This is a genomic window from Ruegeria sp. AB9, from assembly GCF_056542585.1.
Map to the genome: position 1 here is coordinate 983,957 of NZ_JBQGAA010000001.1, position 22,882 is coordinate 1,006,838.

20 protein-coding genes are annotated in these 22,882 nt (G+C 57.9%); 12 read left to right on the forward strand and 8 right to left on the reverse strand.

Annotation, left to right across the window (positions count from 1 at the left end; genetic code table 11):
• The first annotated feature begins 89 nt into the window (after positions 1-89).
• Positions 90-554, forward strand: a complete 465-nt coding sequence (locus tag ACR0K5_RS04990) for a nuclear transport factor 2 family protein (RefSeq protein ID WP_480628606.1) — start codon at positions 90-92, stop codon at positions 552-554.
• 11 nt (positions 555-565) lie between these two features.
• Positions 566-1,186: a pyridoxamine 5'-phosphate oxidase family protein gene (locus tag ACR0K5_RS04995; RefSeq protein ID WP_480628607.1), complete on the forward strand. Its 621-nt coding sequence runs from the start codon at positions 566-568 to the stop codon at positions 1,184-1,186.
• A 537-nt stretch (positions 1,187-1,723) separates the two neighbouring features.
• Here ACR0K5_RS04995 and ACR0K5_RS05000 read toward each other — a convergent pair.
• Both ACR0K5_RS05000 and ACR0K5_RS05005 read right to left on the reverse strand, forming a co-directional pair.
• A complete protein-coding gene (locus ACR0K5_RS05000) occupies positions 1,724-2,419 on the reverse strand; it encodes a THxN family PEP-CTERM protein (protein WP_480628608.1) in 696 nt (231 codons plus the stop codon).
• 255 nt (positions 2,420-2,674) lie between these two features.
• Complete coding sequence (locus ACR0K5_RS05005; RefSeq protein ID WP_480628609.1) at positions 2,675-3,337, reverse strand: TetR/AcrR family transcriptional regulator; 663 nt, start codon at positions 3,335-3,337, stop codon at positions 2,675-2,677.
• A 65-nt stretch (positions 3,338-3,402) separates the two neighbouring features.
• Here ACR0K5_RS05005 and ACR0K5_RS05010 point away from each other — a divergent pair, with 65 nt between their 5' ends.
• The 8 genes from ACR0K5_RS05010 (at position 3,403) to ACR0K5_RS05045 (ending at position 14,354) form a co-directional block, all read left to right on the forward strand.
• A complete protein-coding gene (locus ACR0K5_RS05010) occupies positions 3,403-4,719 on the forward strand; it encodes a flavin-containing monooxygenase (RefSeq protein ID WP_480628610.1) in 1,317 nt (438 codons plus the stop codon).
• Positions 4,716-5,618: a bile acid:sodium symporter family protein gene (locus tag ACR0K5_RS05015; RefSeq protein WP_480628611.1), complete on the forward strand. Its 903-nt coding sequence runs from the start codon at positions 4,716-4,718 to the stop codon at positions 5,616-5,618. Before ACR0K5_RS05010 ends, ACR0K5_RS05015 begins: the two co-directional genes overlap by 4 nt.
• Positions 5,615-6,547 carry an SDR family oxidoreductase gene (locus ACR0K5_RS05020; RefSeq protein WP_480628612.1) on the forward strand — a complete coding sequence of 311 codons (933 nt, stop codon included), beginning with the start codon at positions 5,615-5,617 and terminating at the stop codon, positions 6,545-6,547. The genes ACR0K5_RS05015 and ACR0K5_RS05020 overlap by 4 nt, the downstream gene beginning before the upstream one ends.
• Positions 6,544-7,308, forward strand: a complete 765-nt coding sequence (locus ACR0K5_RS05025) for an SDR family NAD(P)-dependent oxidoreductase (protein WP_480628613.1) — start codon at positions 6,544-6,546, stop codon at positions 7,306-7,308. Before ACR0K5_RS05020 ends, ACR0K5_RS05025 begins: the two co-directional genes overlap by 4 nt.
• Positions 7,309-7,386: 78 nt before the next feature.
• Positions 7,387-9,855, forward strand: a complete 2,469-nt coding sequence (locus ACR0K5_RS05030) for a heavy metal translocating P-type ATPase (RefSeq protein ID WP_480628614.1) — start codon at positions 7,387-7,389, stop codon at positions 9,853-9,855.
• Positions 9,852-10,241, forward strand: a complete 390-nt coding sequence (gene cueR, locus ACR0K5_RS05035; RefSeq protein ID WP_480628615.1) for a Cu(I)-responsive transcriptional regulator — start codon at positions 9,852-9,854, stop codon at positions 10,239-10,241. Before ACR0K5_RS05030 ends, cueR begins: the two co-directional genes overlap by 4 nt.
• Before the next feature lie 102 nt (positions 10,242-10,343).
• Positions 10,344-11,216 (forward strand): NAD(P)-dependent oxidoreductase, encoded by an 873-nt coding sequence (locus tag ACR0K5_RS05040; protein WP_480628616.1) that lies wholly within the window; start codon positions 10,344-10,346, stop codon positions 11,214-11,216.
• A gap of 72 nt (positions 11,217-11,288) precedes the next feature.
• The gene (locus ACR0K5_RS05045; protein ID WP_480628617.1) at positions 11,289-14,354 is read left to right on the forward strand and encodes an aminotransferase class III-fold pyridoxal phosphate-dependent enzyme; all 3,066 of its coding nucleotides are present in this window, start codon (positions 11,289-11,291) and stop codon (positions 14,352-14,354) included.
• Between the two features lie 50 nt (positions 14,355-14,404).
• Here the strand turns inward: ACR0K5_RS05045 and ACR0K5_RS05050 are convergent, their stop codons facing one another.
• Together ACR0K5_RS05050 and hemP are read right to left on the reverse strand one after the other, a co-directional pair.
• Positions 14,405-14,881 (reverse strand): hypothetical protein, encoded by a 477-nt coding sequence (locus tag ACR0K5_RS05050; RefSeq protein ID WP_480628618.1) that lies wholly within the window; start codon positions 14,879-14,881, stop codon positions 14,405-14,407.
• Positions 14,878-15,045: a hemin uptake protein HemP gene (hemP, locus tag ACR0K5_RS05055; RefSeq protein WP_480628758.1), complete on the reverse strand. Its 168-nt coding sequence runs from the start codon at positions 15,043-15,045 to the stop codon at positions 14,878-14,880. The genes ACR0K5_RS05050 and hemP overlap by 4 nt, the downstream gene beginning before the upstream one ends.
• Before the next feature lie 207 nt (positions 15,046-15,252).
• On the opposite strand from hemP, the gene gph reads away from it, so the two are divergent.
• Together gph and ACR0K5_RS05065 are read left to right on the forward strand one after the other, a co-directional pair.
• Positions 15,253-15,912, forward strand: coding sequence for a phosphoglycolate phosphatase (gene gph, locus ACR0K5_RS05060; RefSeq protein ID WP_480628619.1), 660 nt, complete (start codon positions 15,253-15,255; stop codon positions 15,910-15,912).
• A gap of 528 nt (positions 15,913-16,440) precedes the next feature.
• On the forward strand, positions 16,441-16,599 hold the full coding sequence (locus ACR0K5_RS05065) for a hypothetical protein (RefSeq protein WP_480628620.1): 159 nt from the start codon (positions 16,441-16,443) through the stop codon (positions 16,597-16,599).
• 55 nt (positions 16,600-16,654) lie between these two features.
• Here the strand turns inward: ACR0K5_RS05065 and dld are convergent, their stop codons facing one another.
• The 4 genes from dld to ACR0K5_RS05085 form a co-directional block, all read right to left on the reverse strand.
• Positions 16,655-18,334 carry a D-lactate dehydrogenase gene (dld, locus tag ACR0K5_RS05070; protein WP_480628621.1) on the reverse strand — a complete coding sequence of 560 codons (1,680 nt, stop codon included), beginning with the start codon at positions 18,332-18,334 and terminating at the stop codon, positions 16,655-16,657.
• Positions 18,335-18,351: 17 nt separating this feature from the next.
• A complete protein-coding gene (locus ACR0K5_RS05075; RefSeq protein WP_480628622.1) occupies positions 18,352-19,503 on the reverse strand; it encodes an alpha-hydroxy acid oxidase in 1,152 nt (383 codons plus the stop codon).
• 13 nt (positions 19,504-19,516) lie between these two features.
• A complete protein-coding gene (locus ACR0K5_RS05080; RefSeq protein ID WP_480628623.1) occupies positions 19,517-21,580 on the reverse strand; it encodes a TRAP transporter large permease subunit in 2,064 nt (687 codons plus the stop codon).
• Positions 21,581-21,700: 120 nt separating this feature from the next.
• Complete coding sequence (locus ACR0K5_RS05085) at positions 21,701-22,750, reverse strand: TRAP transporter substrate-binding protein (protein WP_480628624.1); 1,050 nt, start codon at positions 22,748-22,750, stop codon at positions 21,701-21,703.
• Positions 22,751-22,882: the final 132 nt, after the last annotated feature.

The window sequence follows — 22,882 nt, forward strand, 5'->3', positions numbered from 1 at the left end:
CGCGCCAGCATTTTCCCACCGCAGTACGTTCCGTTCCTTCTGTCCATGGCCCTTCTTGCCGCCTCACTTACCTGAAAGCCTACTACACAATGTCTCGCCCCCCTCTGCCCCCTTTCACGCTCGAAACCGCGACTCAAAAAGTGCGCATGGCCGAAAATGGTTGGAACAGCCGTGATCCCGATCGCGTAACGCCCGCTTATACCGACGACAGTCAATGGCGGAACCGGGCCGAATTCTTATCCGGACATGCCGACATCCACGCGTTTCTGACCCGCAAATGGCGTAAGGAACTGGACTATCGTCTGATCAAAGAGCTTTGGGCATTTACCGAAAACCGCATCGCCGTGCGCTATGCCTATGAATGGCATGACGACAGCGGTCAGTGGTTCCGGTCTTACGGCAATGAGAACTGGGAATTTGCCGAAGACGGGCGCATGTCAAATCGCCATGCTTCGCTAAACGATCTGCCCATTTCCGAAAGTGACCGTCTGTTCCATTGGCCCTTGGGTGAACGCCCCGAGGACCATCCCGGGCTTTCAGACCTGGGTCTTTGAAAGGACAAACCATGCCTCGTGCCTTTTCCGAACTGACATTCACATCTGCTGTCCGCGCCCATCAAGAGCGGATGGGATCGGCCAAAACTTATGCCAAGTTTATCGAAGGCGGCCCGCAGCAAGGCCATCTGATTGGTGAACCCGAGAAAGAGTTCATACAGGCTCGGGACGGTTTCTATCAATCTACTGTGTCCGAAACCGGCTGGCCCTACGTGCAGTATCGCGGAGGCCCGGTCGGGTTTCTGAAGGTGCTGGGCCCGCAGACCATCGGCTATGCGGATTTTTCGGGCAACAAACAGTATATCTCGCGCGGGAATCTGGACGGCAACGACCGCATTGCGATGATCCTGATGGATTATGCCAACCAACGCCGCCTCAAGATCCTGGGACGGGTCGAATTCACAGAAGGCGAAACAGCAGCAGCCAGCCTTTACCCTGAAGATTCCGAGGCTCCGGCGGAACGGGCTGTGATCATTCGTATCGAAGCGCTGGACTGGAACTGCCCGCGCCACATCACGCCGCGCTTCACCGAGGCTGAATTGCGCCCGCATCTGAACAAGCTGGGGCAGCAGCTGGCACTGTTGCAGGCGGAAAACGAAAGGCTGAAGCAAGAGCTGGCAAAGTCCGGCTGACCCTTCAGACACTGCAGTATTCAAAACAGGGGATGTCACAACGGCTCGCTGAGTCTTTCACCTCTCAGCGGCCTGTCTTGCCGGGGCCGCCATGATCCTGTTGGTCATTTTGTTCGGATTTTTCGTCTCGCCCAACGCCGTACGAACATAGCCGCCATCCGTGTTCAACAAGACTCTGTTTGAACATTTACGGCAGGAGTGATGACCGTGTGGCTTTCCGATAGGCTCTCTGCGGCACTCCAATTTTTCCTATGGGATCAACTGATCTAATTCTAACGTCGCGTCTTAATTGGCGATCGCGTCAAGAGTTTGGCTCGGGGATAGATGGGATTTGCCCCCTCATACAGGTGAGAATATGCACCGAGTTCAATCAGGGCCAAGCTTGAGACTACTTTGCCAATCGTCTCAGGGTTTTCACGTCAATTTGGATCCATAGGGCGTATGCTCTGCAAGAACGAATATAACGGGTTTTTACAGAGTGGCGCGCTTCCCAGAATGCTCTCACCGCTTCGAGAGGTGAGAGCATGAAAAACCAGGTCAGGCCATGCTACGCTTTTTCCGGCGACCTACCGCAAACATGCCGGTGATGCCCCCGAGAAGCAGCCAGCCAGCGGCCGGCAACGGTACAGGAGCAATCGTGTATTGCCCGTAAAGCGTTGCGTTGTTTTGCATGTTTTCTGTCGTCATGAAGCCGTTGGAAATGGTGCTGCCACCGTCCTGAGAAAAGCCAAGGACTGAAAACACGTAGTTCTGGCCACCAAAGCTGAAGGTTTGGGAACCAAGATTGTTGGAAATGGTAACGATATCGTCGCAAGGCGTTGAATTCGTGGGGCAATTGCTCTGGCTGTTTAAGGTCTCATTATGTGCAATGCCAAATGACGACGACACAAGAGGACCCCCGCCGATGAGGATGTCAACCATCAGGTCAACGGAACTCAGCGTGGTTCCAGTGATCGGATAGTTCAGGTGTGTGAACTGTCCGAGTGAAAAAGCCGAACCAGGCAACAGGCCTGAAATTGGTGTTCCCGTCGGCGTAAAGTCATACCCGCTCGAGGTGCTGCCACTTCCCCAACGAAGTGAAATTGTCGAACCCGAGGCGCTTTCAGAAACACCACTTGTTGGACTTACGTTTTGCCAAGACGGCGAAATGCTTGAAATAGTAAGCGCCGAAGCGCCGCTGCCTGCCATCACTGCTACAACAGCTATTGCAGCTACGTTTCCTTTAAGAACCATGTCCCCACCTTTAAAACAGAATCACCAATTACGAACCACACTCCTAAGGAGAGCAAAGTGATTTAAACTTATCTCCACAATGAGCGCCACATTGACGCCACGTTTTCACCTCATTCAAGGCCAGCACGGCTTAATTTGGAGCGGAAATAGAAACAATCGCCACACCAGTGATCATTAGCCGTCATGTGGAAACACGATTTTGACACAGGTTGCCAACTCGCCGACAAACCACGCCATCCTGGGCCTCACAAGAGTTCATTCACGACCAGATTTAATCATTGCTTCGATACCGGCACAGCAGAAATCCACCAGATGTTCTACATCGGACAAATCACCGCCCTGCGAAAGCGCCCTGACCCGCCAGCCACTGTTGAGGTGGGCCAACATAGCCGAGACAGAATAGACCTGACCACTAGCCATTACGGCCGGATCGACATCCGGGTAAAGCGCGGCGATCTCGTCGATGAATAGTTGGGCGGTAGGGTCGAAACACTCAGCGGCGATCTCGCGCCATCGGGGATCGACCGACACATGGGCCACCAACCGCCCGTAAGCCATCCATCCCGGGCCGCCTGTTTCAGCAAGTTCCACATAAGGGCGGATAAAGCTATCCAAAATGCTGTGCAGCCCGAGCGGACCAGCCATCTTAGCCTTTTTCAAGGCGTCGGTCCGAAGCTGCGCCAACTTCTCCGCGCGGCGCGCGACGGTGCGATAGAACAGCTCTTCCTTGCCACCCCCGTGATGATGCACAAGCCCAATCTGAACCTCTGCACGTGCTGCGATATCCCGGATTGACGCACCTTCGAATCCACGTTCGGCAAAGACGGTTTCAGCCGCATCCATGATCCGCGCCTTGGTCTCAAGCGATCGCTTGGACGGCGCCCTTTGCCTTGGTTTTTCTATGTTTTTCAGACTCATGAATTTCATCTTGCCTTATTTTGGTCGTTCGTTCAAGTTAAGCTCCACGAACTTTGGGAGGGTTCATGACAGAGACACGCGACGCATTCGCCCTGATCGGGGCGGGGCCGATGGGGTTGGCCGCAGCCAAGGTGCTGAAGGAGCAGGGCATCGCATTTCAGGGGTTCGAGCTACATTCGGACGTGGGCGGTCTGTGGGACATCGATGCGCCCAGATCAACCATGTACGAGACAGCGCATTTGATCTCGTCCAAGCGTATGACCGAGTTCGAAGATTTCCCGATGGATGAGGCAGTGGCCGAGTACCCCTCGCACCGGGCGATGTGCGACTATTTCCGTGCGTTCGCCGATCATTTCGGGCTGCGTGAGAGGTACAGGTTCAACGCTGAGGTCACCGAGATCACGCCACTGGGTAAACCCGGTGACGGTTGGCGTGTCTGTTGGCGGGATGCAGACGGTCACCACCAGGCCGAGTTCGCAGGCGTTCTGATTGCAAACGGCACTTTGTCAGAACCGAATATGCCCAGCTTTCCCGGCTCGTTTGACGGCGAGGTGATCCATGCCTCGCAGTATCGTTACCCCAGCCAGTTCGACGGCAAGCGTGTGTTGGTCGTAGGCGCGGGCAATTCCGGTTGCGATATCGCTGTGGATGCAATCCATCATGCGAAACGCTGCGATCTGTCGATGCGCCGTGGATATTACTTCGTCCCGAAGTACGTTTTTGGCAAACCTGCTGATACGATGGGTGGCAAGATCCGCTTGCCCATGTGGCTGAAGCGCAAGATGGACGGCCTAATCCTGAGCTGGTTTGTCGGTGACCCGCAGAAATACGGCTTTCCCAAGCCCGATTATCAGCTTTACGAAAGCCATCCGGTGGTGAATTCGCTGGTTCTGTATCACGCGGGCCATGGCGATCTGCGCATTCGCCCCGATATCGACCGACTGGAAGGCCACACCGTTCACTTCAAGGACGGCTCCTGCGAAGACTATGACATGATCCTCGCCGCGACCGGATACAAGCTGCACTATCCGTTCATCGACAGGGATCTTCTGAATTGGCAGGGCGATGCCCCGCATCTTTACCTAAACACCATACATCCCGAACGTGACGATCTGTTTGTGCTGGGCATGGTCGAGGCCACGGGCCTGGGCTGGCAGGGCAGGCATGAGCAGGCCGAGATGGTGGCGCGCTACATCAAGGGTCTTCAAAAAGGCTGCCCGGCGGCAGCCGATCTGAAAACCGAAAAACAAAAAGACTATGTGCGCGCCACCGGAGGCATGAACTATATCGACCTACCCCGCATGGCTTATTACGTGGACAAGGCCACCTACAGAAAGGCCGTCACCGGCTGGATCGACCGGCTACGGAAAGCTGCCGTATGAGTGGTATCGACGAGGTTACGCTGAATTTCAGCCCGGCATCACTGACGCTGTTGAACGCGATACTGGCGATTGTGATGTTTTCCATTGCGATTGATCTGGCGCCTCGGGATTTCGATCGTCTGAGACGCGCGCCAAAACCCGTGATTGTCGGGTTGCTGTCGCAGTTCGTGGTTTTGCCGGCGCTGACATTTGCCTTGGTGTCGATAACGGCCCCGCGCCCGTCGATCGCACTTGGGCTGATCCTTGTGGCGGCTTGTCCCGGCGGCAATATTTCGAACTTCATCACGCATCGCGCGGGCGGCAATGCGGCGCTGTCGGTGTCGATGACCGCATTCGCCACCATCGGCGCCATCTTCATGACGCCTTTCAATATCGCTCTTTGGGGCGGGCTATACCCGCCCACCCGCGCGATCCTGCAGCAGACCCAGATCGATCCGGTGCAAATCGCCATTCTCGTCGGTCTGATGCTGATCCTGCCACTGGTTCTGGGCATCACGCTGAACCAGCGGCGGCCCGCCCTGACCGCCCGTCTGCGCGCACCGCTGCAATACCTGTCGATGGGAATTTTTGCAGCCTTCATCCTGCTTGCCCTGGCCGCCAACTGGAGGTTCTTCCTCAGTTTCGCCGGGGCCGTTGCCGGGCTTGTGATCCTTCACAACGCCCTGGCGCTGGGGGGCGGCTGGGTTGTAGCCACTCTGACCCGGCTGTCCCCCTTCGATCGGCGTGCCATCACCATTGAAACCGGCATTCAGAATTCAGGCCTTGGGCTGGTCTTGATCTTTGCATTCTTCCACGGGCTGGGAGGCATGGCCGTGGTTGCCGCGTTCTGGGGCATCTGGCACGCGATTTCAGGGATCGCTCTGGCGTCGATGATGGCCCGAACCGAGGCGGCACGATGAGCCGTATCCTGATCACAGGCGCCGCCGGCATGGTCGGGCAAGCGCTGTTGCCTGAACTTCAGGGTCATGAGGTTTTTGCCACCGACCTCAAGCGCCCGGGCAACCTGCCGGAAAACACCCATTTTCTGCCCATGGACGTTACAACCGATGCCCCTGCGCGTGTTATCGCCAAGGTAAAACCGGATGTGATCGTGCATCTGGCCTCTATCGTGACGCCGCCGCCAAAGATGGGACGCGCGGCGGCTTATGCGGTTGACGTTGATGGCACGCGCAAGGTGATGGACGCGGCTATCGCCAACGGGGTGCGCCGATTGGTGGTCACATCCTCCGGTTCCGCTTATGGGTATCATGCCGATAATCCTGTGCCCTTACGCGAGGATGATCCGCTGCGTGGCAATCCCGAGTTCCCCTATTCCGACCACAAAAGGCAGGTTGAGGAGATACTGGCCGAAGCTCGTGGTGGCACCCCTGATCTTGAGCAGGTTGTTCTGCGCGTGGGCACGGTTCTGGGGGCTGGAACCGAAAACCAGATCACGGCCCTGTTTCACAAATCCCGCCTGTTGGCCGTTAACGGCAGCGAAAGCCCTTTTGTCTTTATCTGGACACGCGATCTGGCCCGCATTCTGCAGCGTGCAGCAACCGACGGTCCACCCGGTATCTACAACGTCGCCGGAGACGGCGCGATGGGAGTGACCGATCTGGCCCGCGCTATGGGAAAACCGGTTCTGCGCCTGCCCGCCTGGGCGCTGAAAGCAGCTTTGGCCGTGGCACGTCCGCTCGGTCTGTCGCGTTACGGACCGGAACAGGTGCGGTTCCTTCAATATCGACCGGTTTTAGATAATTCTGCATTGAAGTCCGAGTTCGGGTACATCCCCGAAAAAACCAGTGCTGAGGTTTTCGCATTCTGGCAAAAGCAGACCGGGCTATGAAGACGGCCGTCATATCTGGCGGGGCGGGCGGTTTGGGACAGGCCCTGAGCAAAGCCCTTCAAGACCGTGGCTGGCGGGTTGTGCTGCTAGACCTTGATGTGTCGGGCCTGGCCTGCAGATCGAACCAGCTTCCAATCGCCTGTGACCTGACAAACCCTGAACAGCTTGCCAGCGCGTGCCAAAGGGCGATCACATCCTGCGACAGTATTGATCTGGTTTTATACAACGCCGGGGTAACTCAAATTCGGGGGTTTGATCAGTCTGACGCTGCCAGTCACCGAATGATCTTCGACATCAACTATTTTGCAGCCGTAGAAATGGCCCGCGCGTTTCTACAGCCGGTAAGAGCGTCAAAGGGGACACATTTGGCCATCTCATCTGTGGCCGGATTTGCGCCGCTCTATCACCGCACTGCCTATGCTGCTTCGAAACACGCGCTTGAGGGGTTCTTTAAGTCACTTCGCTCCGAAGAAGCGCCTCATGGCGTTCAGGTCCAGATCGCAGCACCGTCCTTTGTGGCGACCAACCCTGACAGCGCGCAAGAGCAAGCAAACGGCACAGCGCGCCCCGGATCGGCACATGACGGGATGGATGAGATGAGCCCCGAGGCCGCTGCGGAAACGATCCTGCGCGGACTGGACAAGTCGCAGCCCATGATTCCGGTTGGCCGCGTAGCTCTCTTGTCGTGGTGGCTCAACCGCCTGTCACCGCGACTGTATCAAAGCTTAATGGAGCGCAATATGCGCGGGTCGGGGCAATAGAAAATTACCATAGGCCCTTGACCTTCCCGTCACTGGAACCCTCATTTGGAGGACAACGAAACCTCCGGGACGAGTCGCATGGGGCAAGAGGCACTGACAGAACTGAAAATCACCGGCATGGGATGTGCATCCTGCGTGGGCCGCGTTGAGGCGGCGCTGCGTGATGTGCCCGGGGTTGATGCGGCCTCGGTCAACTTTGCGACCAAGTCGGCGCAGGTGGCTTTTGACGGGCCGGTTTCTGCCCTAACCGCGGCGCTGGATGCGGCAGGTTATCCGGCTGAGACTAGTCAGGCAGATCTGAGCATTGAAGGCATGAGTTGCGCATCCTGCGTGGCCAAGATCGAACGCGCGCTTATGGCCAGCCATGGCGTGACTGAAGCGCAGGTCAATCTGGCGACCCAAACTGCCACGGTGGCTTACGCCGCAGGGGCAACAACGCCAGAGGCACTGGCACAGTTAGTGACCGGACTCGGATATCCGGCGCGTCTTCAAGGCGTCTCAGAACCCGAAAGCCGTGAGGATCGAGAAATTCAAAGGCTGACCCGTGCCACAATACTGGCCGCCATTCTCGCCCTGCCAGTGTTCATTCTTGAGATGGGCGGGCACATGATCCCCGCCTTCCATCACTGGGTGCACGCAACCCTCGGCACGCAGACCAGCCAACTTATTCAGTTTGCCCTGACCTCGGCCCTGCTACTGGGGCCTGGCCGTATGTTTTACCGCAAGGGCATCCCGTCGTTGCTGCAGGGCACGCCGGATATGAACGCACTGGTCGCGCTGGGGACTGGCGCGGCATATCTGTATTCAGTCACCGCGACATTCGCCCCCGGCGCGTTGCCGCAGGGAACAGCGAACGTCTATTTTGAGGCTGCGGCCGTGATTGTGGTTCTGATCCTTCTGGGCCGGTTGATGGAAGCGCGCGCCAAAGGCAAAACCGGGACCGCGATCCGGAAACTGGTGGGCCTGCAGCCTAAGACTGCACGCGTGAAAGTCGACGGCCAGATGCAGGACCGTCCAATTGCTGAAATCACCGTCGGAGATATCCTGTACATCCGCCCAGGCGAACGCGTGCCGGTGGATGCCGAGGTGCTTGAGGGCACCTCCTACGTCGATGAAAGCATGATCACGGGCGAGCCAGTGCCGGTCGGCAAGTCGGCAGGTGCGTCAGTTGTCGGCGGCACTGTAAATGGAACCGGCGCTTTACGTGCACGCGCCACGCGCGTGGGAGGCGACACCGTTCTGGCGCAGGTCATCCGCATGGTGCAGCAGGCACAAGGGGCGAAGCTGCCCATTCAGGGCCTGGTCGATCGGATCACCTATCGCTTTGTCCCTGCGGTTATCGCCGTTGCTGTGATCACCGTCATGGTCTGGCTGATCTTTGGCCCAAGCCCTGCCCTGCCTCTGGCATTGGTCGCAGGTGTTTCCGTGCTGATCATTGCTTGCCCCTGCGCCATGGGTCTGGCCACACCGACTTCAATCATGGTGGGCACCGGGCGTGCAGCGGAGTTGGGGGTTTTGTTCCGTAAAGGCGATGCCTTGCAGCAGCTCCAGCAGGCGCGCGTCATCGCCATGGACAAGACCGGGACACTGACCCTCGGTCGTCCGGAACTGGACAGCGTGACGACAGCGAACGGGTTTGACAAGGATGAGATTGTGCGGCTCGCCGCTGCCTTGGAAGCTCGGTCAGAGCACCCGATTGCATCCGCCATAACCCGAGCGGGACCCGCAACACTGCCAGAGGCTTCAGATGTTCGGTCGCTTACCGGGCTTGGGCTGCAAGGACAGGTTGAAGGCCGGGACGTGTTGATCGGGTCGCGTCGGCTGATGCAGCAACGGAGGATCGATCTTGGAAGTTTGGCGGTCGAGGCAGAAGCACGTGCCGCCGAAGGAGCAACCCCCTTGTTCGTCGCCCTTGATGGGCAGGCCGCGGCGACGTTGTCTGTGTCTGATCCGATCAAGCCCGGCACCGTAGAGGCGCTGGAACGGCTGCACCAGATGGGGCTGACCGTAGCCATGATCACCGGCGACAACGCGCGCACGGCTCAGGCATTGGCCGACCGACTGGGGATCGATCACGTTACCGCCGAGGTGCTGCCCGATGGCAAGGTAGATGCGATCACGGCCTTGCGCGATCAGTTCGGAACGCTGGCTTTTGTCGGCGACGGCATAAACGACGCGCCCGCGCTGGCCTCTGCGGATATCGGCATCGCCATCGGCACCGGCACGGATGTGGCCATTGAGACGGCCGACGTTGTCCTGATGTCCGGTGATCTGCGCGGGGTTGCGAATGCGACCGAAATCAGCCGTCGGACAATGCGGAACATCCGCCAGAATCTGGGATGGGCGTTTGGCTATAACGTACTTTTGATCCCCGTCGCCGCTGGCGCCCTGTACCCGTTTGGCGGCCACCTGCTGTCCCCGGCGCTGGCGGCAGGCGCGATGGCGTTGTCCAGTGTCTTTGTCGTCTCGAACGCGCTGCGCCTGCGTCGCGTTCGCGCCAGCGTGCCGGAAACCGCGGCCCTGGCCAATAAGGAGGCGCACGCATGAATATCGGAGATGTCTCTGCCCGCACCGGCCTGCCCGCCAAGACGATCCGGTATTATGAGGAAATTAACCTGATCAAACCACTGCGCGACGACAACGGCTATCGCCGGTTTCGCGATCAGGACGTGCACAAGCTGAACTTTCTGGGTCGCGCCCGGGCGCTTGGGTTCACCATCGAAGATTGCCGGACCCTGCTCGCCCTCTACGAGGATGAAACCCGTGCAAGCGCGGATGTGAAACAGGTCGCGCGGGATCACCTTGCTCAAATCGAAGCTAAAATCGCGGACCTGAATGCCATGCGCGACACGCTCAGCCATCTGGTCGACGCCTGCGCCGGAGATGACCGGCCCGATTGCCCCATCCTGCGGGATCTGGGCGGGAAAACCTGAACCGGGGTTGCCCTTTGGGCGCAGCTTTGCTTTGTCTTCGCCAGAGATTTCGGTCAGGCCCGCGTCGCTGAAGCGGACTGAACAGCGGAGAGGATCACAAAAATGGCAAAAGTCGCGTTCCTTGGCCTTGGCGTCATGGGCTATCCCATGGCCGGACATCTGCAGGCCGCAGGTCATGACGTCACTGTCTACAACCGTACGACCGCCAAGGCTGAAGGCTGGGTAGCGCAGCATGGCGGGGCCATGGCGACTACACCCAAAGATGCGGTAGACGGTGCGGAATTTGTCATGGCTTGTGTGGGCAATGACAATGATCTGCGCATGATCTGCACAGGTGCAGACGGAGCGTTTCAGGGCATGTCCGACGGGGCCATTTTCGTCGATCACACAACGGTTTCGGCAGACGTCACACGCGAGCTTTGTGAGGCCGGTGCCACACAGGGGATCGCCTTTGTGGACGCTCCGATTTCGGGCGGTCAGGCCGGGGCCGAAAACGGGGTTCTGTCCATCATGTGCGGCGGGGATCAGGCCGCGTATGATGCGGCCGAACCGCTGATGGAAGTCTATTCCAAGATTTGCCGCCGCATCGGTGACAGCGGAGCGGGCCAGTTGACCAAGATGTGCAACCAGATCGCCATTGCCGGTTTGGTTCAGGCCCTCAGCGAAGCACTGCACTTTGCCGAGAAAGCAGGGTTGGACGGGCGGTCCGTTGTTGAGGTGATCAGCCAGGGCGCGGCCGGAAGCTGGCAGATGGTGAACCGTCACGAGACGATGCTGGACGATCATTTTGACCACGGGTTTGCCGTGGATTGGATGCGCAAGGATCTGGGCATCTGTATGGACGAAGCCAATGTCAACGGTGCATCATTGCCTGTGACGGCGCTGGTCGACCAGTTTTACAAGGATGTGCAGAAACTGGGTGGCGGTCGGTGGGATACGTCCTCGTTGTTCAAACGGCTGCGTGCCTTGGACTAAGCAGTCAGGGGGCTGTCTGCCCCCTCTTGGCCCGTTGAAGAGGATCCCGGGTGGGCCGGGACGGAGAACGATATGAGCGAATTGGTGAAGTTCTGGGCAGATGTTCTGCGTCAGCATTGGGGGCTGGATGCCCGATTGACGCGGCTGGATGGTGAATATGACCTGAACTTTCTGGTCCAGGCCACCAATGGTCAGGATTATGTTCTGAAAGTCATGCGGGCGGGCTGCGATGCGGGTCTGGTCGATCTGCAAATTCAAACGCTGGCGCATATCGCCTCGGAAGCGCCGGGGTTGCCGTTTCCAAAGGTGTTCCCCGATTTGAATGGCGCACTGCTGCCCGAGATCGTTGATCCTGAGGGGCAGCGCAGGCTGGTTTGGTTGTTGGAGTGCCTGCCGGGGCAGTGTTACGCGAAGGCCGCGCCGAAACCCGAAGACCTGATCCTGAAACTGGGGCGTGTACTGGGGGCAACCGATCGGGCCCTGGAAGGGTTTGAGCATGAAGGGTTGCATCGGGCCGGTTTCAAATGGGACCTGATGCAGGCGGGCTGGATCGCGGACAAGCTGGACGCGATTTCGGACCCTTCTCGGCGGGCAATGCTGACGGAAATCTGTGAGGGATTTGCCGAATTCTCAGGCACCCTTGCGGCTCTGCCGAAACAGGCCATCCATAATGACGCCAACGACTACAACATTCTGGTCGAAGGTGAATTGAGCGAGCGGCGGCGGATTTCGGGCCTGATTGATCTGGGCGACATGTGCGCCGCTCCGCGTGTCTGCGATCTGGCGATTGCCGGGGCGTATATCGTGTTGGACCATCCCAAGCCGGAACGGGCACTGGCTGCGCTGGTAAAGGGCTATCACGCGACAAACTGGCTAAGCGCGCGTGAGGTTGACCTAATCTGGCCGTTGCTGCGGATGCGATTGGCGGTATCCGTCGTCAACTCGACCCTGATGGCGGCCGAGAACCCGGATGATCCCTATGTGACCATCTCTCAGGCGCCTGCTTGGCGGTTCCTCGAGAATACTTCGGTCAATGGCGGGCTGATGCCGGCGCGGTTGCGGACGGCTTGCGGATTGCCGGTGGTCGATGGGGCCGAACGTATCCATACTTATCTGCAGGATCATCGGGGTCATTTTGCCGACATGTTCGGTCAGGATCTGAGCAATGTGCCCATGGGTTCACTGTCGGTTGAAAACTGCGTCTGGCCCCAGAACCCGTTTCACATGCCTTTGGTCGAGGCCGCACGGGTGGGCGAGGAATACGGTAATGACTTGTGGCTGGGCTATTACAACGAGCCTCGTCTGATCTATGCAGAGCCAGGGTTCCGCAAGGGGCCATGGAAAGCCTCGGACCGGCGGACGGTGCATTTGGCCGTGGATGTGTTTGCACCCGCCGGGACGGTGCTGAGCGCACCGATGAGTGGACGGGTTGAAGTGGTCGAGAACCGCGATCAGCACCTCGATTACGGCGGGGTGATCATCCTGCATCACGAAACGCCCGAAGGCGATTCGTTCTATACACTCTATGGTCATCTGGACCCGGAATGCTGTAACCGGCTGAAACCCGGCGATCCGGTGGCACAGGGGGCCGCGTTTGCCCGGTTGGGTGATGCCAGCCAGAACGGCGGCTGGGCCCCGCATGTGCATTTCCAGCTGGCACTGACCACCGATGGCATGGAGGCTGACTGGCCCGGCGTCGGCGATCCGGATGAGATGGAGTTGTGGCACGCGGTCTGTCCGAACCCGGCCGCATTGCTGAACCTGCCGGATGACAAAGTGTTCTATCAACCCACTGACAAGCAGGCGATCCTGCAGGGGCGCCGCGATCATTTTGGCGGCAACCTGTCGCTGACCTATGACGATCCGGTCATGCTGGTACGAGGCTGGAAGCATCACCTGTTCGACGAATGGGGCCGCCCTTACCTAGACGCCTATAACAACGTCCCTCATGTCGGACATGCCCATCCGCGCATTCAGGCTGTTGCAGCCGATCAGCTGAGGCGGATGAACTCGAACACCCGCTATCTGCATCCGGCTCAGACGGCGTTTGCCGACAAGATCCTGTCCAAGCTGCCGGATCACTTTGAGGTCTGTTTCTTCGTCAATTCAGGAACAGAGGCCAACGAACTGGCTCTGCGTCTGGCCCGCGCCCATGCCGGGGCGAAAGGGATCGTGACGCCGGATCATGGCTATCACGGGAACACGAACGCGGCTGTGGCGATTTCGGCCTACAAGTTCAACAAACCTGGTGGCATCGGTAAGGCCGACTGGGTTGAGTTGGTTGAGGTTGCCGATGATTACCGCGGTTCGTTCAAACGCGACGATGCGGATCGAGCACAGAGATTTGCCGATCTTGTGGACCCGGCAATCGCAGCCCTGAAGGACCGAGGGCAAGGCGTGGCCGGGTTCATCGCGGAAACCTTCCCTTCTGTCGGTGGGCAGATCATTCCGCCCAAGGGCTATCTACCTGCGGTATATGAGAAAATCCGTGCCGCTGGTGGTGTCTGTATAGCCGATGAAGTTCAGACAGGTTTGGGTCGCCTGGGTGAATATTACTTTGGCTTCGAACACCAGGGCGCGCTTCCCGATATCGTGGTGATGGGCAAGCCAATCGGCAACGGGCACCCTCTGGGCGTGCTGGTGACAACCAAAGAAATTGCCGACAGCTTCAACAACGGGATCGAGTTCTTTTCGACCTTTGGCGGCTCGACCCTGTCCTGTCGGATCGGCAAAGAGGTGCTGGATATCGTTGATGACGAAGGTCTGCAGGACAATGCCCGCCAGATGGGTGAGCGTCTGATGACCGGGCTACGCCGGATCGAAGGTGACTTTGGCTGTGTCGGCGATGTGCGGGGTATGGGTCTGTTTCTGGGTGTTGAACTGATCAACCCGGATGGGTCCGAAGGCACCGAGATTTGCAGCTATGTCAAAAACCGGATGCGCGATCATCGCATTCTGATCGGCAGCGAAGGGCCCAAGGATAATATTCTGAAGATCCGCCCGCCCCTCACCATCGAGGCCGAGGACGTGGACATGATCCTGTGGGTCTTGCGGGATGTGCTGTCAGAGGTCGGCGACTTCAGCCCTGCCCCGGTTTGCGATCATGACCATCACCACGAAGGATGCGGGTGTTGCTGAACGAAAAAACCCCGGCGTATCGCCGGGGTTTAGCCGTTCTGCACATTTGGTCAGTGGAGGACGGCCGAGGGGGTCTGGTGGCCGGTGGTCGGCATCTTGAATCCCGCTGTCATACGCCGGAGCGTCAAGCCCAGCTCTTCTGACAAAGACGCCAGAGCAGGCGCAAAATCCGGACGCACGATCAAGGACGCCATCATCATCGCATCTTCACGCGCCCCTTCGGAGGCTGCCGCAATCATCTGGGCAAAGCAGTTCTCATCCGCGCCAAGGCAGGCACATCCAAGGCCATGCCGGATCAGAGGGCGACGGCCATACGTGGCGCAAAGTGAGCACAAGCGGTCCAGTGTCAGCATTGCGGCACGCCCGGAATCCGAGCCCAGCGCAATGTGGAAATCGCTGGCGGCGTCGGCACGACCACCTTCACCTTCGCTCCACATCCGCAAGTACATCACAGCACCCGCTTCTACGGGCTCGAGATCGGCAAGACGGCCAACCGCTGCACCGCCGCGCATAGAAGGGGCGCTCATTTCGTCAGGATCAGTTTTCCTGCGCGGGTAATGCGCAGCGTATAGAGCTGGTCGCCCAATTCGATATGAGCCAGGTTACCGCCTTTGGTCAGTTCCTCGGCCTTATGCGCGGGAAGCATCGAGACAGCGTAACCTTGGGTTGGGGTCGGGTTCTGTACGTTCATCGGGACATCTCCAGTGCATTTCGGCATGGTGCCATATCTATCGCGTTTCATGTGATTTGGCTGACCCCGAAAGGGCTGGCTTTCCGTTCCTGCGTCTTAATCTGATTATTTTAGTAAGGATTGTCAAGTGTCGTTTCAACACACGCGATTGCACCCCCGTACAAGGCGCGTTAGGTCTTGGGCCAGACGATGAAAGGCGCGTAATATATGACCGCAGCAGTTGTATTTGATCTGGACGGAACGCTGGTGGACAGCCTTGGTGATCTGGCAGCGGCGGCCAACCGCACACTGGATGATGTCGGGCACGATCCCTTGCCGCGTGATGTCATCAAAGGATTCGTTGGCAACGGCTTACCGAAACTGGTCGAGCGTATGATCCGCCACTGCGGGCTGCCGTTGGATCGCCATGCAGAACTGACGCAGCTGACCCTGAAGCATTACAATGGCGCTGCAAGCAAAACGACCGTTCCCTACCCCGGTATCCCCGAGGCGCTGGGTGCCTTGCAACAGATGGGGTGCGTTCTGGGTGTCTGCACCAACAAACCAGAAGCGCCCGCCCGGCATATACTTGAGGCGCTGAATCTGTCCCGTTATTTCGGCGCCGTGCTTGGTGGCGATAGCCTTCCGACGCGAAAACCTGACCCCAACCACCTGTTCGCAAGCTTCGATGCGCTGCAGGCTTCTGGCCCACGTCTGTTCGTCGGCGACAGTGAAGTGGACGCGGAAACGGCGGCCCGTGCAAAGATCCCGTTTTTGCTGTTTACCGAAGGATACCGGAAAACGCCTGTGGCAGAAATTCCGCACACCGAAGCCTATGGCGCATCGCAAGATTTGCCCGCCCTCGTAGCCAAATTGATCAAGAGTTAACGCCGCTGGGGAAGATCATCGCGTATCAGTTCAAATAGCAATCCGCGTTTGCGTTCACCCCAATAAGTTAAGAGGGGCCGGCCGAGGGGGTGTGACCAGCCCCTCATCGGGGAAAGTAAATACCGTGTATGTTTGTGTGGTAAGTACGGTAGGTAATGTTTACCCCCGATTTTCCAGGCGCGAAATTGGGGGTTTCCCGTAGTTCTCTAAAAATCGCGAAAAATAAGGGGAATATGCCGTTTTTCGGGCTCACGTCATCCGCTATTTATCGCATTCACGACGTCCTTCTGGTCTGCAGTTTCGGGCGTAAGAGCTGTTAGCCGAGTACAGGTGAAGGATAACCCTAGGAAAAATATCGGGAAATCACACAGAACTGCAATTATGTGTGCTGAAATGTGCTCTGTCATTTGACCACACCAACCTGTCGGATGAAGTGTCGGAAGGCCTGACATATGCCCTTTCGTGACGTTCAAAATCACAGTTTAGGCGCAAATCGCGGGTGAATTTCTGACTTCGGCGCAAAACTTGATGCTGATTCCGATGACCCTGCTCGCGCTGCCCGAATCCTCGTTGCATCAGATAAATGAAACTCATTCGGGCGTGGCAGCTTTATCGGCGAAAGCCATTTTGAGCATGGCCGTGCCTGTGGGATCAGAAAATTCTGCCCTGACACCCATTTTGGCGTGATCCAGTGCATCCGTCGGACGATGTCCCCGACGTCAAACCGTGTCGGAAAAGTTGGTTATTGGTAATTCTTCGCTTTGGACATTTTCCCGATCCCCGGATTGAACGAGTTGGTCGGATCGCAGCATTTGTAATGCGCCGCCAGATCGGGCTTGGCCGAATAAAGGTGCCCCACGTTGTGCTCAGCAGGGTATTCCGCGCCGCGTTCGTCAAACAGTTTCAACATTGCCGCCTTCAGTGCTTTTGGGTCAGCGCCCTTTTTCACAATGTAATCCTGATGCATCACGTGGCACATGAAGTGCCCGTAATAAAGTTTGTGAACCAGCTGGTCTTCAATTTCAGACGGCAGCTTTTCCAGCCAATCATGGTCGTTGCGGCGTAACGCGACATCCAGAGCGATGATGTCCTCTACCTCGTTTGAATGGATCGCCATATAGCGCACAGCCGCGCCAGCCGCCGCGAAGCGATGAAGGCCCGCGATCTTGGCCTCCCGCGCGTCGCATTCGAAAAATCCGCCATCGCGGTCTTTCAGGAACAGCGGTAACCACTCGGCGGTCTCGGATACACCGTCATCCTTCATTTTCAGGATCAGGTGGTGTTCATATTTGTCACGGAAATCCGTCATTCGTTTGGGCAGGATGCGCGGCCACAGAGCTATCGCTGCCTGCATGAAGCGATCCGTGAAGTTGCGCAGGAACGGGATGCGACGCAAGCGGGCATCCACGGCGCCCTTCAATGCAAAGAAAATCGGCAGGCGATCCGTGCCCATTTTGTCGATCATCACAACCGTGTCCTTGCCGTACCGCGCGGTTATGTCGAACACCTCACGCTGCATGTATTCGGCTGAGACGGGCAGCGATTTGAACTCTGATAGAATATGGCGTCGCAGATCCGCCAGATCGTTGGGGTTGTTGGTCCCCACATAGAACACCTTCTCGACCTTGTTCTTAGGGAAGGTATCAAGGCGTACGGCGAAAACGGCCAGTTTCCCCGCCGAGCCCGCGGATTCGAAAAGCTTGGCCTTGTCGGCATTGAAGCGCGCAGGCGTTTCCGCATTCACATCCCGTACGATCTGCGCATAGTCATTTGCCGATGCACGTTTGTTTGTTGTCCCAGGATTGCGTTCGAATTTACCTGCATCGAGATTGGCAAGAATCTCCTCAGGCGAATTGCCCAGATCGATGCCGAGATGGTTGACCAATTCCAGGTCACCCTGTTCGGAAATCCGAGCATAGACGGAAAGTTCTGTGTAAACCGGGCCGCGTTCGACCAGAGATCCGCCGGAATTGTTGCACACCCCGCCCACAATCGACGCACCGATGCAGGACGAACCGATCACCGAATGCGGCTCACGTCCCAACGGGGCCAGCAGTTTCTCCAGCGCGAAAAGCGTAGCACCTGGAAAGCTGACGATCTGCTCGCCATTGTTCAACAGAACCAGAGTATCCATTCGGCGCGTGTTGATCAGAACTACGTCCCGGTCATAGGTGCCCGACGGAGTGGACCCTTCGGTCAGACCAGTATTGGCCGCCTGCATGATGACGATCTTGTCGTCTGCAACGCAGGCTTGCAGGATCTTCCATTGCTCCAGCAGAGTCCCCGGCTGAATGACGCAAAGCGCCACACCCTCGCCCGAGCGGAAACCACGCCGAAACCGCTCTGTCGCGCGTTCGCCTGTCAGCACGTGACGCGTACCGACGATGGCACGGAAGTGCTTGATCAACGCGTCATTGGTCATATCGGCCCCAATTCGGGTTAGGCGTTACGGAAACGAATATTCTCACGACTGAGTTGGTCAACACTGGTGACGCCCATCAATTTCATGTCGCGCTCGATTTCGGCCCGCATCAGACCAAGAGCCCGTTCGACACCCGCCTGTCCCGCAGCCGCCAGGGGATACAGGTAGTGTCGCCCGACGCCCACAGCTTTGGCCCCGATCGAAAGCGCCTTGAGCACATGGGTTCCGCGCTGAATACCGCTGTCCATCATCACGTCCAGCTTGTCCCCAACGGCATCTACAATATCGGCCAGTTGGTCGAAAGGCGTGCGCGAGCCATCCAGTTGACGGCCACCATGGTTCGAAAGAATGATGCCGGTACAACCGATTTCGGCGGCGCGTTTGGCATCCTCGACGGTCATGATGCCTTTCAGACAGAATTGACCATCCCAGTCCCGGACCATTTGTGCGACGTCATCCCAAGTCATCGACGGGTCCAGCATTTCGGTAAAATAGCCCCCGATCGAGCTGGCGCCACCGCCCATATCCACGTGCTCTTCAAGTTGCGGCAGGCGGAACTTCTCGTGGGTGACATAGTTGATGCCCCACATCGGCTTGATCGCGAACTGGATCATACCGCCGAGCGTCAGACGGAACGGGATCGAGAACCCCGTGCGCAGGTCGCGTTCACGATTGCCCCCGGTGATGCTGTCGACAGTCAGCATCATAACTTCGACACCAGCCTCTTTGGCGCGCTGCATCATGGCGGCGTTCAGCTCGCGATCCTTGTGGAAGTAGAACTGGTAGACCTGCGGGTTTTTATGTTTCTCGCGTAGCTCCTCCAGCGAAACAGTGCCCAAAGAGGAAACTCCGAACATGGTACCGTACTTCTCCGCCGCCGCCGCAACCGCACGCTCGCCTTGATGGTGGAACAGGCGCTGCAACGCGGTAGGCGAGCAATAGACCGGCATATCCAGCTTTTGCCCCATGACAGTGACGGACATATCCACATCCTTCACCCCACGCAGAACTGACGGAAGCAGGTCACAGCGATCAAATGCGTTGGTGTTTTCCCGATACGTCACCTCATCATCCGCGCCACCGTCGATGTAGTTGAAGATGGGCCCCGGTAGCCGCTGCTTGGCCAGCCGCCGGAAGTCGTGGAAGTTATGACATTGGCTCAGGCGCATGACTGGGGGCTCCTTAGTAGGCGACCGAGGGCAGCCAGGTGGCAAGGGTCGGCCACAGGAACACTAGCGCCAATCCGGTCAATTGCAGCAGGACAAAGGGAATGATGCCCTTGTAGATATGCGTCAGTTTAATTTCTGGCGGGCAAACGCCTTTGAGGTAGAACAACGCGAATCCTACGGGCGGCGTCAGAAAGCTGGTTTGCAGCGTCACCGCGACCAGAATGACGAACCACACCAGTGCCGGCTCATCCAGAACGCCGAAGCCGGGGATGTCGATGCCAAGACCGTTCACGATGGGACGCATCAGGGGCAGCACGATCAGCGTGATCTCGATCCAGTCAAGCACGAAGCCCAGCAGGAAGACGATGAACAGGATGAAGAGGATGGTTCCGTTCGCTCCAAACCCGGTGGATTGCACCACATGTTCGATCAGCTCATCCCCACCCAGTTCGCGCAAGACGTAGGAGAACACGGTCGCGCCTAGGAAGATCGCAAAGATATAAGCGGTGGTGTTGAAGGTCGAAACAAGCACGTTCCACAGCTTTGCAAAGGTCAGCTTGCGATAGCCCAGCGCCAGCAGCGTCGCGCCCAGCGCACCGATGCCCGAAGCTTCGGTCGGCGTGGTCAAACCTGCAAAGATCGAGCCCAGTACGGCAAGGATCAGTATCAGCGTCGGAATTACGGCGATCAGCACGTCCTTGACGGCAGCCCAGTCGGGGGCTTTTGCACCTTCCGGCACAGGAGCCGCATCGCGTTTCACCAGTGCGAGGATGAAGATATAGGTCAGGTACAGGCCACCAATGATAACGCCCGGGAAGACCGCCGCCATGAACAGGTCGCCCACAGACAAGGCCATCTGGTCAGCCATAATCACCAGCATGATCGACGGCGGGATCAGGATACCCAGCGTACCGGAGGCTGAGACTACGCCTGCCGCCAGCGTCGGCTGATATTTCTGCTGCATCATCGACGGCAACGAAAGTACGCCCAGCAGAACAACGGATGCACCGATGATCCCGGTAGAGGCCGCCAGAATGATACCGATCAGCGTCACCGTAATCGCCAGACCTCCGCGCACCGTACCGAACAGACGCTGCATTGAAGACATCAGACGTTCGGCCACGCCGGATTCGTCCAGCATCAGGCCCATGAAGATGAACATGGGTAGAGCAACCAGAACAGCGTTGGACATGGTCGCGTAGACCCGGTTCACAACTGCGCCCAACGTCAGATAGTCGAGACCGGTAAAGGTGCTCTCAAGCCCTGTCCACAGCATCAGGTCATTGTCGAACAGGTAGGCCAGACCACAATAGGCGACACCTACACCCGCCAGAACCCATGCCACCGGATAGCCGGTGAACAAAAGCGCGATGAAGGTCAGGAACATCGCGATGACCAGCTTTTCCTCGGTCGTCTCGACAAGGAAGGTCAGCCCGGCGCAAACCGCCGCAAACACGGCCAGCACCAGCAGGATGCGGCGCAGTGGTGCACCTTCACGCTCGGATGCAGGCCCGTACATCAACGCGTGCCCGTCGTGGATCAACCTTGCCAATGCGGCCAGCGCCAGCAAAACAAAGCTGATCGGGATTACCGCCTTGAAGGCCCAGCGCGCAGGCAGGCCAGTGGGGCTGTCCGAGCGTTCGTTAACGCGGGAGCTTTCGTAGAAATAGTCGTAGCCCTGATCGATCATCAGATAGATGAACGGGGTCAGCAGGGTCAGGATACCGATCACCTCGATGATCCGCTGCGCGCGGCGTGACAGCTGCATATGCAGGACGTCAACACGGACATGACTGTCGGTGATCAAGGCGTACGAAATACCGATCATCGTGACGATGCCGTAGAAGTGCCACTGAACCTCGTCCAGTTTCGGGTAGTTCTGGCTGAACAGGTAACGCAGCGAGACCTGAGCGAAGATCGCGCCCATCAGCAGGACATTGGCCCACATGACCACATGACCCACCGCCTTGACCCCTGTGTCGATTGCAACAGCGATTTTCTGGCGGTCGGTTTCGGGGTGTTCCAGGATGCCTTCATAGGCTTCGACCGGATCGTTGAGGTTGTTTTGGGTGGTCATGGTCATTCCTCGCTCAGCAGCCCGGAATGCGGGCAGTGAAAGGTTAGAAAGTCCGAAGATCAGAAAGAATGAACCGGAGCGGCGGATCGGGCCGCCCCGGCGACGTCAGTGAGGGAGAGTTTACTGACGTGGGAGGAAGGCGTTTGTCTTCCAAAGGCTATAGCCGTCGCGGAACTCGTTCATGTCGGCCAGAACCTGCGCGAAGAAGGCGTCATTGGCGGCTTCTTCTGCAGCAACCTCTTCCCAGGTCGCGCGGAATGTATCCAGCATCTCGGGCGACCACTGCTTGATCGAAACGCCGTTGTTCTCAACATTGTCGATCAGAGCCGCGTGCTGAATGGCCTCACCTTCGGCAAAGCTGTCTGCCATCGAAGCTTTGCAGGCGTTTTCGATGATCGCCTTGTGCTGATCGCTGGTATCGTTCCAGACATCTTTGTTGATCAGCAATTCGAACACGGTCGCCTGTTGGTGCCAGCCAGGGAAGTAGTTGAACTTGACCAGCTTGTGGAAACCCAGACGCGCGTCGATGGCGGGCATCGAGAATTCGGTCGCGTCGATCGCGCCTTTCTCCAGCGCCGGGAATATCTCACCACCCGGCAGCAGCGAGGTCGCCACGCCCAGTTTCTGCATCACTTTACCGCCCAAGCCGAAGAAACGCATCTTCAGGCCGTTCAGATCTTCGGGTGAGTTGATCTCTGACGCGAACCAGCCCGAGGTTTCCGGAGCTATGATGGCGCAAGGCAGAACTTTGACGTTGAAACCTGCCTGATCATACATCTCCTGATACAGGGTCATGCCGTTGCCATAATACAACCAAGCCATGTATTCGCCCGCCTCAGGGCCGAACGGCACAGCCGAGAACAGCGGCGCGGCCGGGATTTTACCTGCCCAGTAACCGGCAGTGGTGTAGCCCGAGTTGATCTTGCCGGTGGACACAGCATCCAGAATTTCGAACGGCGGAACCAGTTTGCCCGGCTCATACACTTTCATCTTCAGCGTGCCACCCGACATCAGCTCCAGCTGGTCAGCCACGCGCGGGATCGGCGAGCCCAGGCCCGGCAGTTCGGTCGAAAAGGCAATCGGTGTTTTCAGCAGCAATTTGTCCGCCGCAACCGCGGGTGCGGCCAGCAGGCTGGCGGCCACGGCAAGGCTCGTCAGGGTCTTTTTCATGAAATCTCCTCCAGGGTTGGTCGGGTTTTCTCCGATCAGCGGCGCAGGCTCTTCCAGCGCCTATCCGGTGGTAAACTAACTTTACCATATAAAACCAGTCAACAACTTTATTTACCACTGCGGAAAATTGAG

Excerpts from the sequence above, each read along its gene's own strand:
- ACR0K5_RS04990 (WP_480628606.1), top strand. The coding sequence starts at position 90 with ATGTCTCGCCCCCCTCTGCCCCCTTTCACGCTCGAAACCGCGACTCAA.
- ACR0K5_RS04995 (WP_480628607.1), top strand. The coding sequence starts at position 566 with ATGCCTCGTGCCTTTTCCGAACTGACATTCACATCTGCTGTCCGCGCC.
- ACR0K5_RS05000 (WP_480628608.1), bottom strand. The coding sequence starts at position 2,419 with ATGGTTCTTAAAGGAAACGTAGCTGCAATAGCTGTTGTAGCAGTGATG.
- ACR0K5_RS05005 (WP_480628609.1), bottom strand. The coding sequence starts at position 3,337 with ATGAGTCTGAAAAACATAGAAAAACCAAGGCAAAGGGCGCCGTCCAAG.
- ACR0K5_RS05010 (WP_480628610.1), top strand. The coding sequence starts at position 3,403 with ATGACAGAGACACGCGACGCATTCGCCCTGATCGGGGCGGGGCCGATG.
- ACR0K5_RS05015 (WP_480628611.1), top strand. The coding sequence starts at position 4,716 with ATGAGTGGTATCGACGAGGTTACGCTGAATTTCAGCCCGGCATCACTG.
- ACR0K5_RS05020 (WP_480628612.1), top strand. The coding sequence starts at position 5,615 with ATGAGCCGTATCCTGATCACAGGCGCCGCCGGCATGGTCGGGCAAGCG.
- ACR0K5_RS05025 (WP_480628613.1), top strand. The coding sequence starts at position 6,544 with ATGAAGACGGCCGTCATATCTGGCGGGGCGGGCGGTTTGGGACAGGCC.
- ACR0K5_RS05030 (WP_480628614.1), top strand. The coding sequence starts at position 7,387 with ATGGGGCAAGAGGCACTGACAGAACTGAAAATCACCGGCATGGGATGT.
- cueR (WP_480628615.1), top strand. The coding sequence starts at position 9,852 with ATGAATATCGGAGATGTCTCTGCCCGCACCGGCCTGCCCGCCAAGACG.
- ACR0K5_RS05040 (WP_480628616.1), top strand. The coding sequence starts at position 10,344 with ATGGCAAAAGTCGCGTTCCTTGGCCTTGGCGTCATGGGCTATCCCATG.
- ACR0K5_RS05045 (WP_480628617.1), top strand. The coding sequence starts at position 11,289 with ATGAGCGAATTGGTGAAGTTCTGGGCAGATGTTCTGCGTCAGCATTGG.
- ACR0K5_RS05050 (WP_480628618.1), bottom strand. The coding sequence starts at position 14,881 with ATGAGCGCCCCTTCTATGCGCGGCGGTGCAGCGGTTGGCCGTCTTGCC.
- hemP (WP_480628758.1), bottom strand. The coding sequence starts at position 15,045 with ATGAACGTACAGAACCCGACCCCAACCCAAGGTTACGCTGTCTCGATG.
- gph (WP_480628619.1), top strand. The coding sequence starts at position 15,253 with ATGACCGCAGCAGTTGTATTTGATCTGGACGGAACGCTGGTGGACAGC.
- ACR0K5_RS05065 (WP_480628620.1), top strand. The coding sequence starts at position 16,441 with ATGCTGATTCCGATGACCCTGCTCGCGCTGCCCGAATCCTCGTTGCAT.
- dld (WP_480628621.1), bottom strand. The coding sequence starts at position 18,334 with ATGACCAATGACGCGTTGATCAAGCACTTCCGTGCCATCGTCGGTACG.
- ACR0K5_RS05075 (WP_480628622.1), bottom strand. The coding sequence starts at position 19,503 with ATGCGCCTGAGCCAATGTCATAACTTCCACGACTTCCGGCGGCTGGCC.
- ACR0K5_RS05080 (WP_480628623.1), bottom strand. The coding sequence starts at position 21,580 with ATGACCACCCAAAACAACCTCAACGATCCGGTCGAAGCCTATGAAGGC.
- ACR0K5_RS05085 (WP_480628624.1), bottom strand. The coding sequence starts at position 22,750 with ATGAAAAAGACCCTGACGAGCCTTGCCGTGGCCGCCAGCCTGCTGGCC.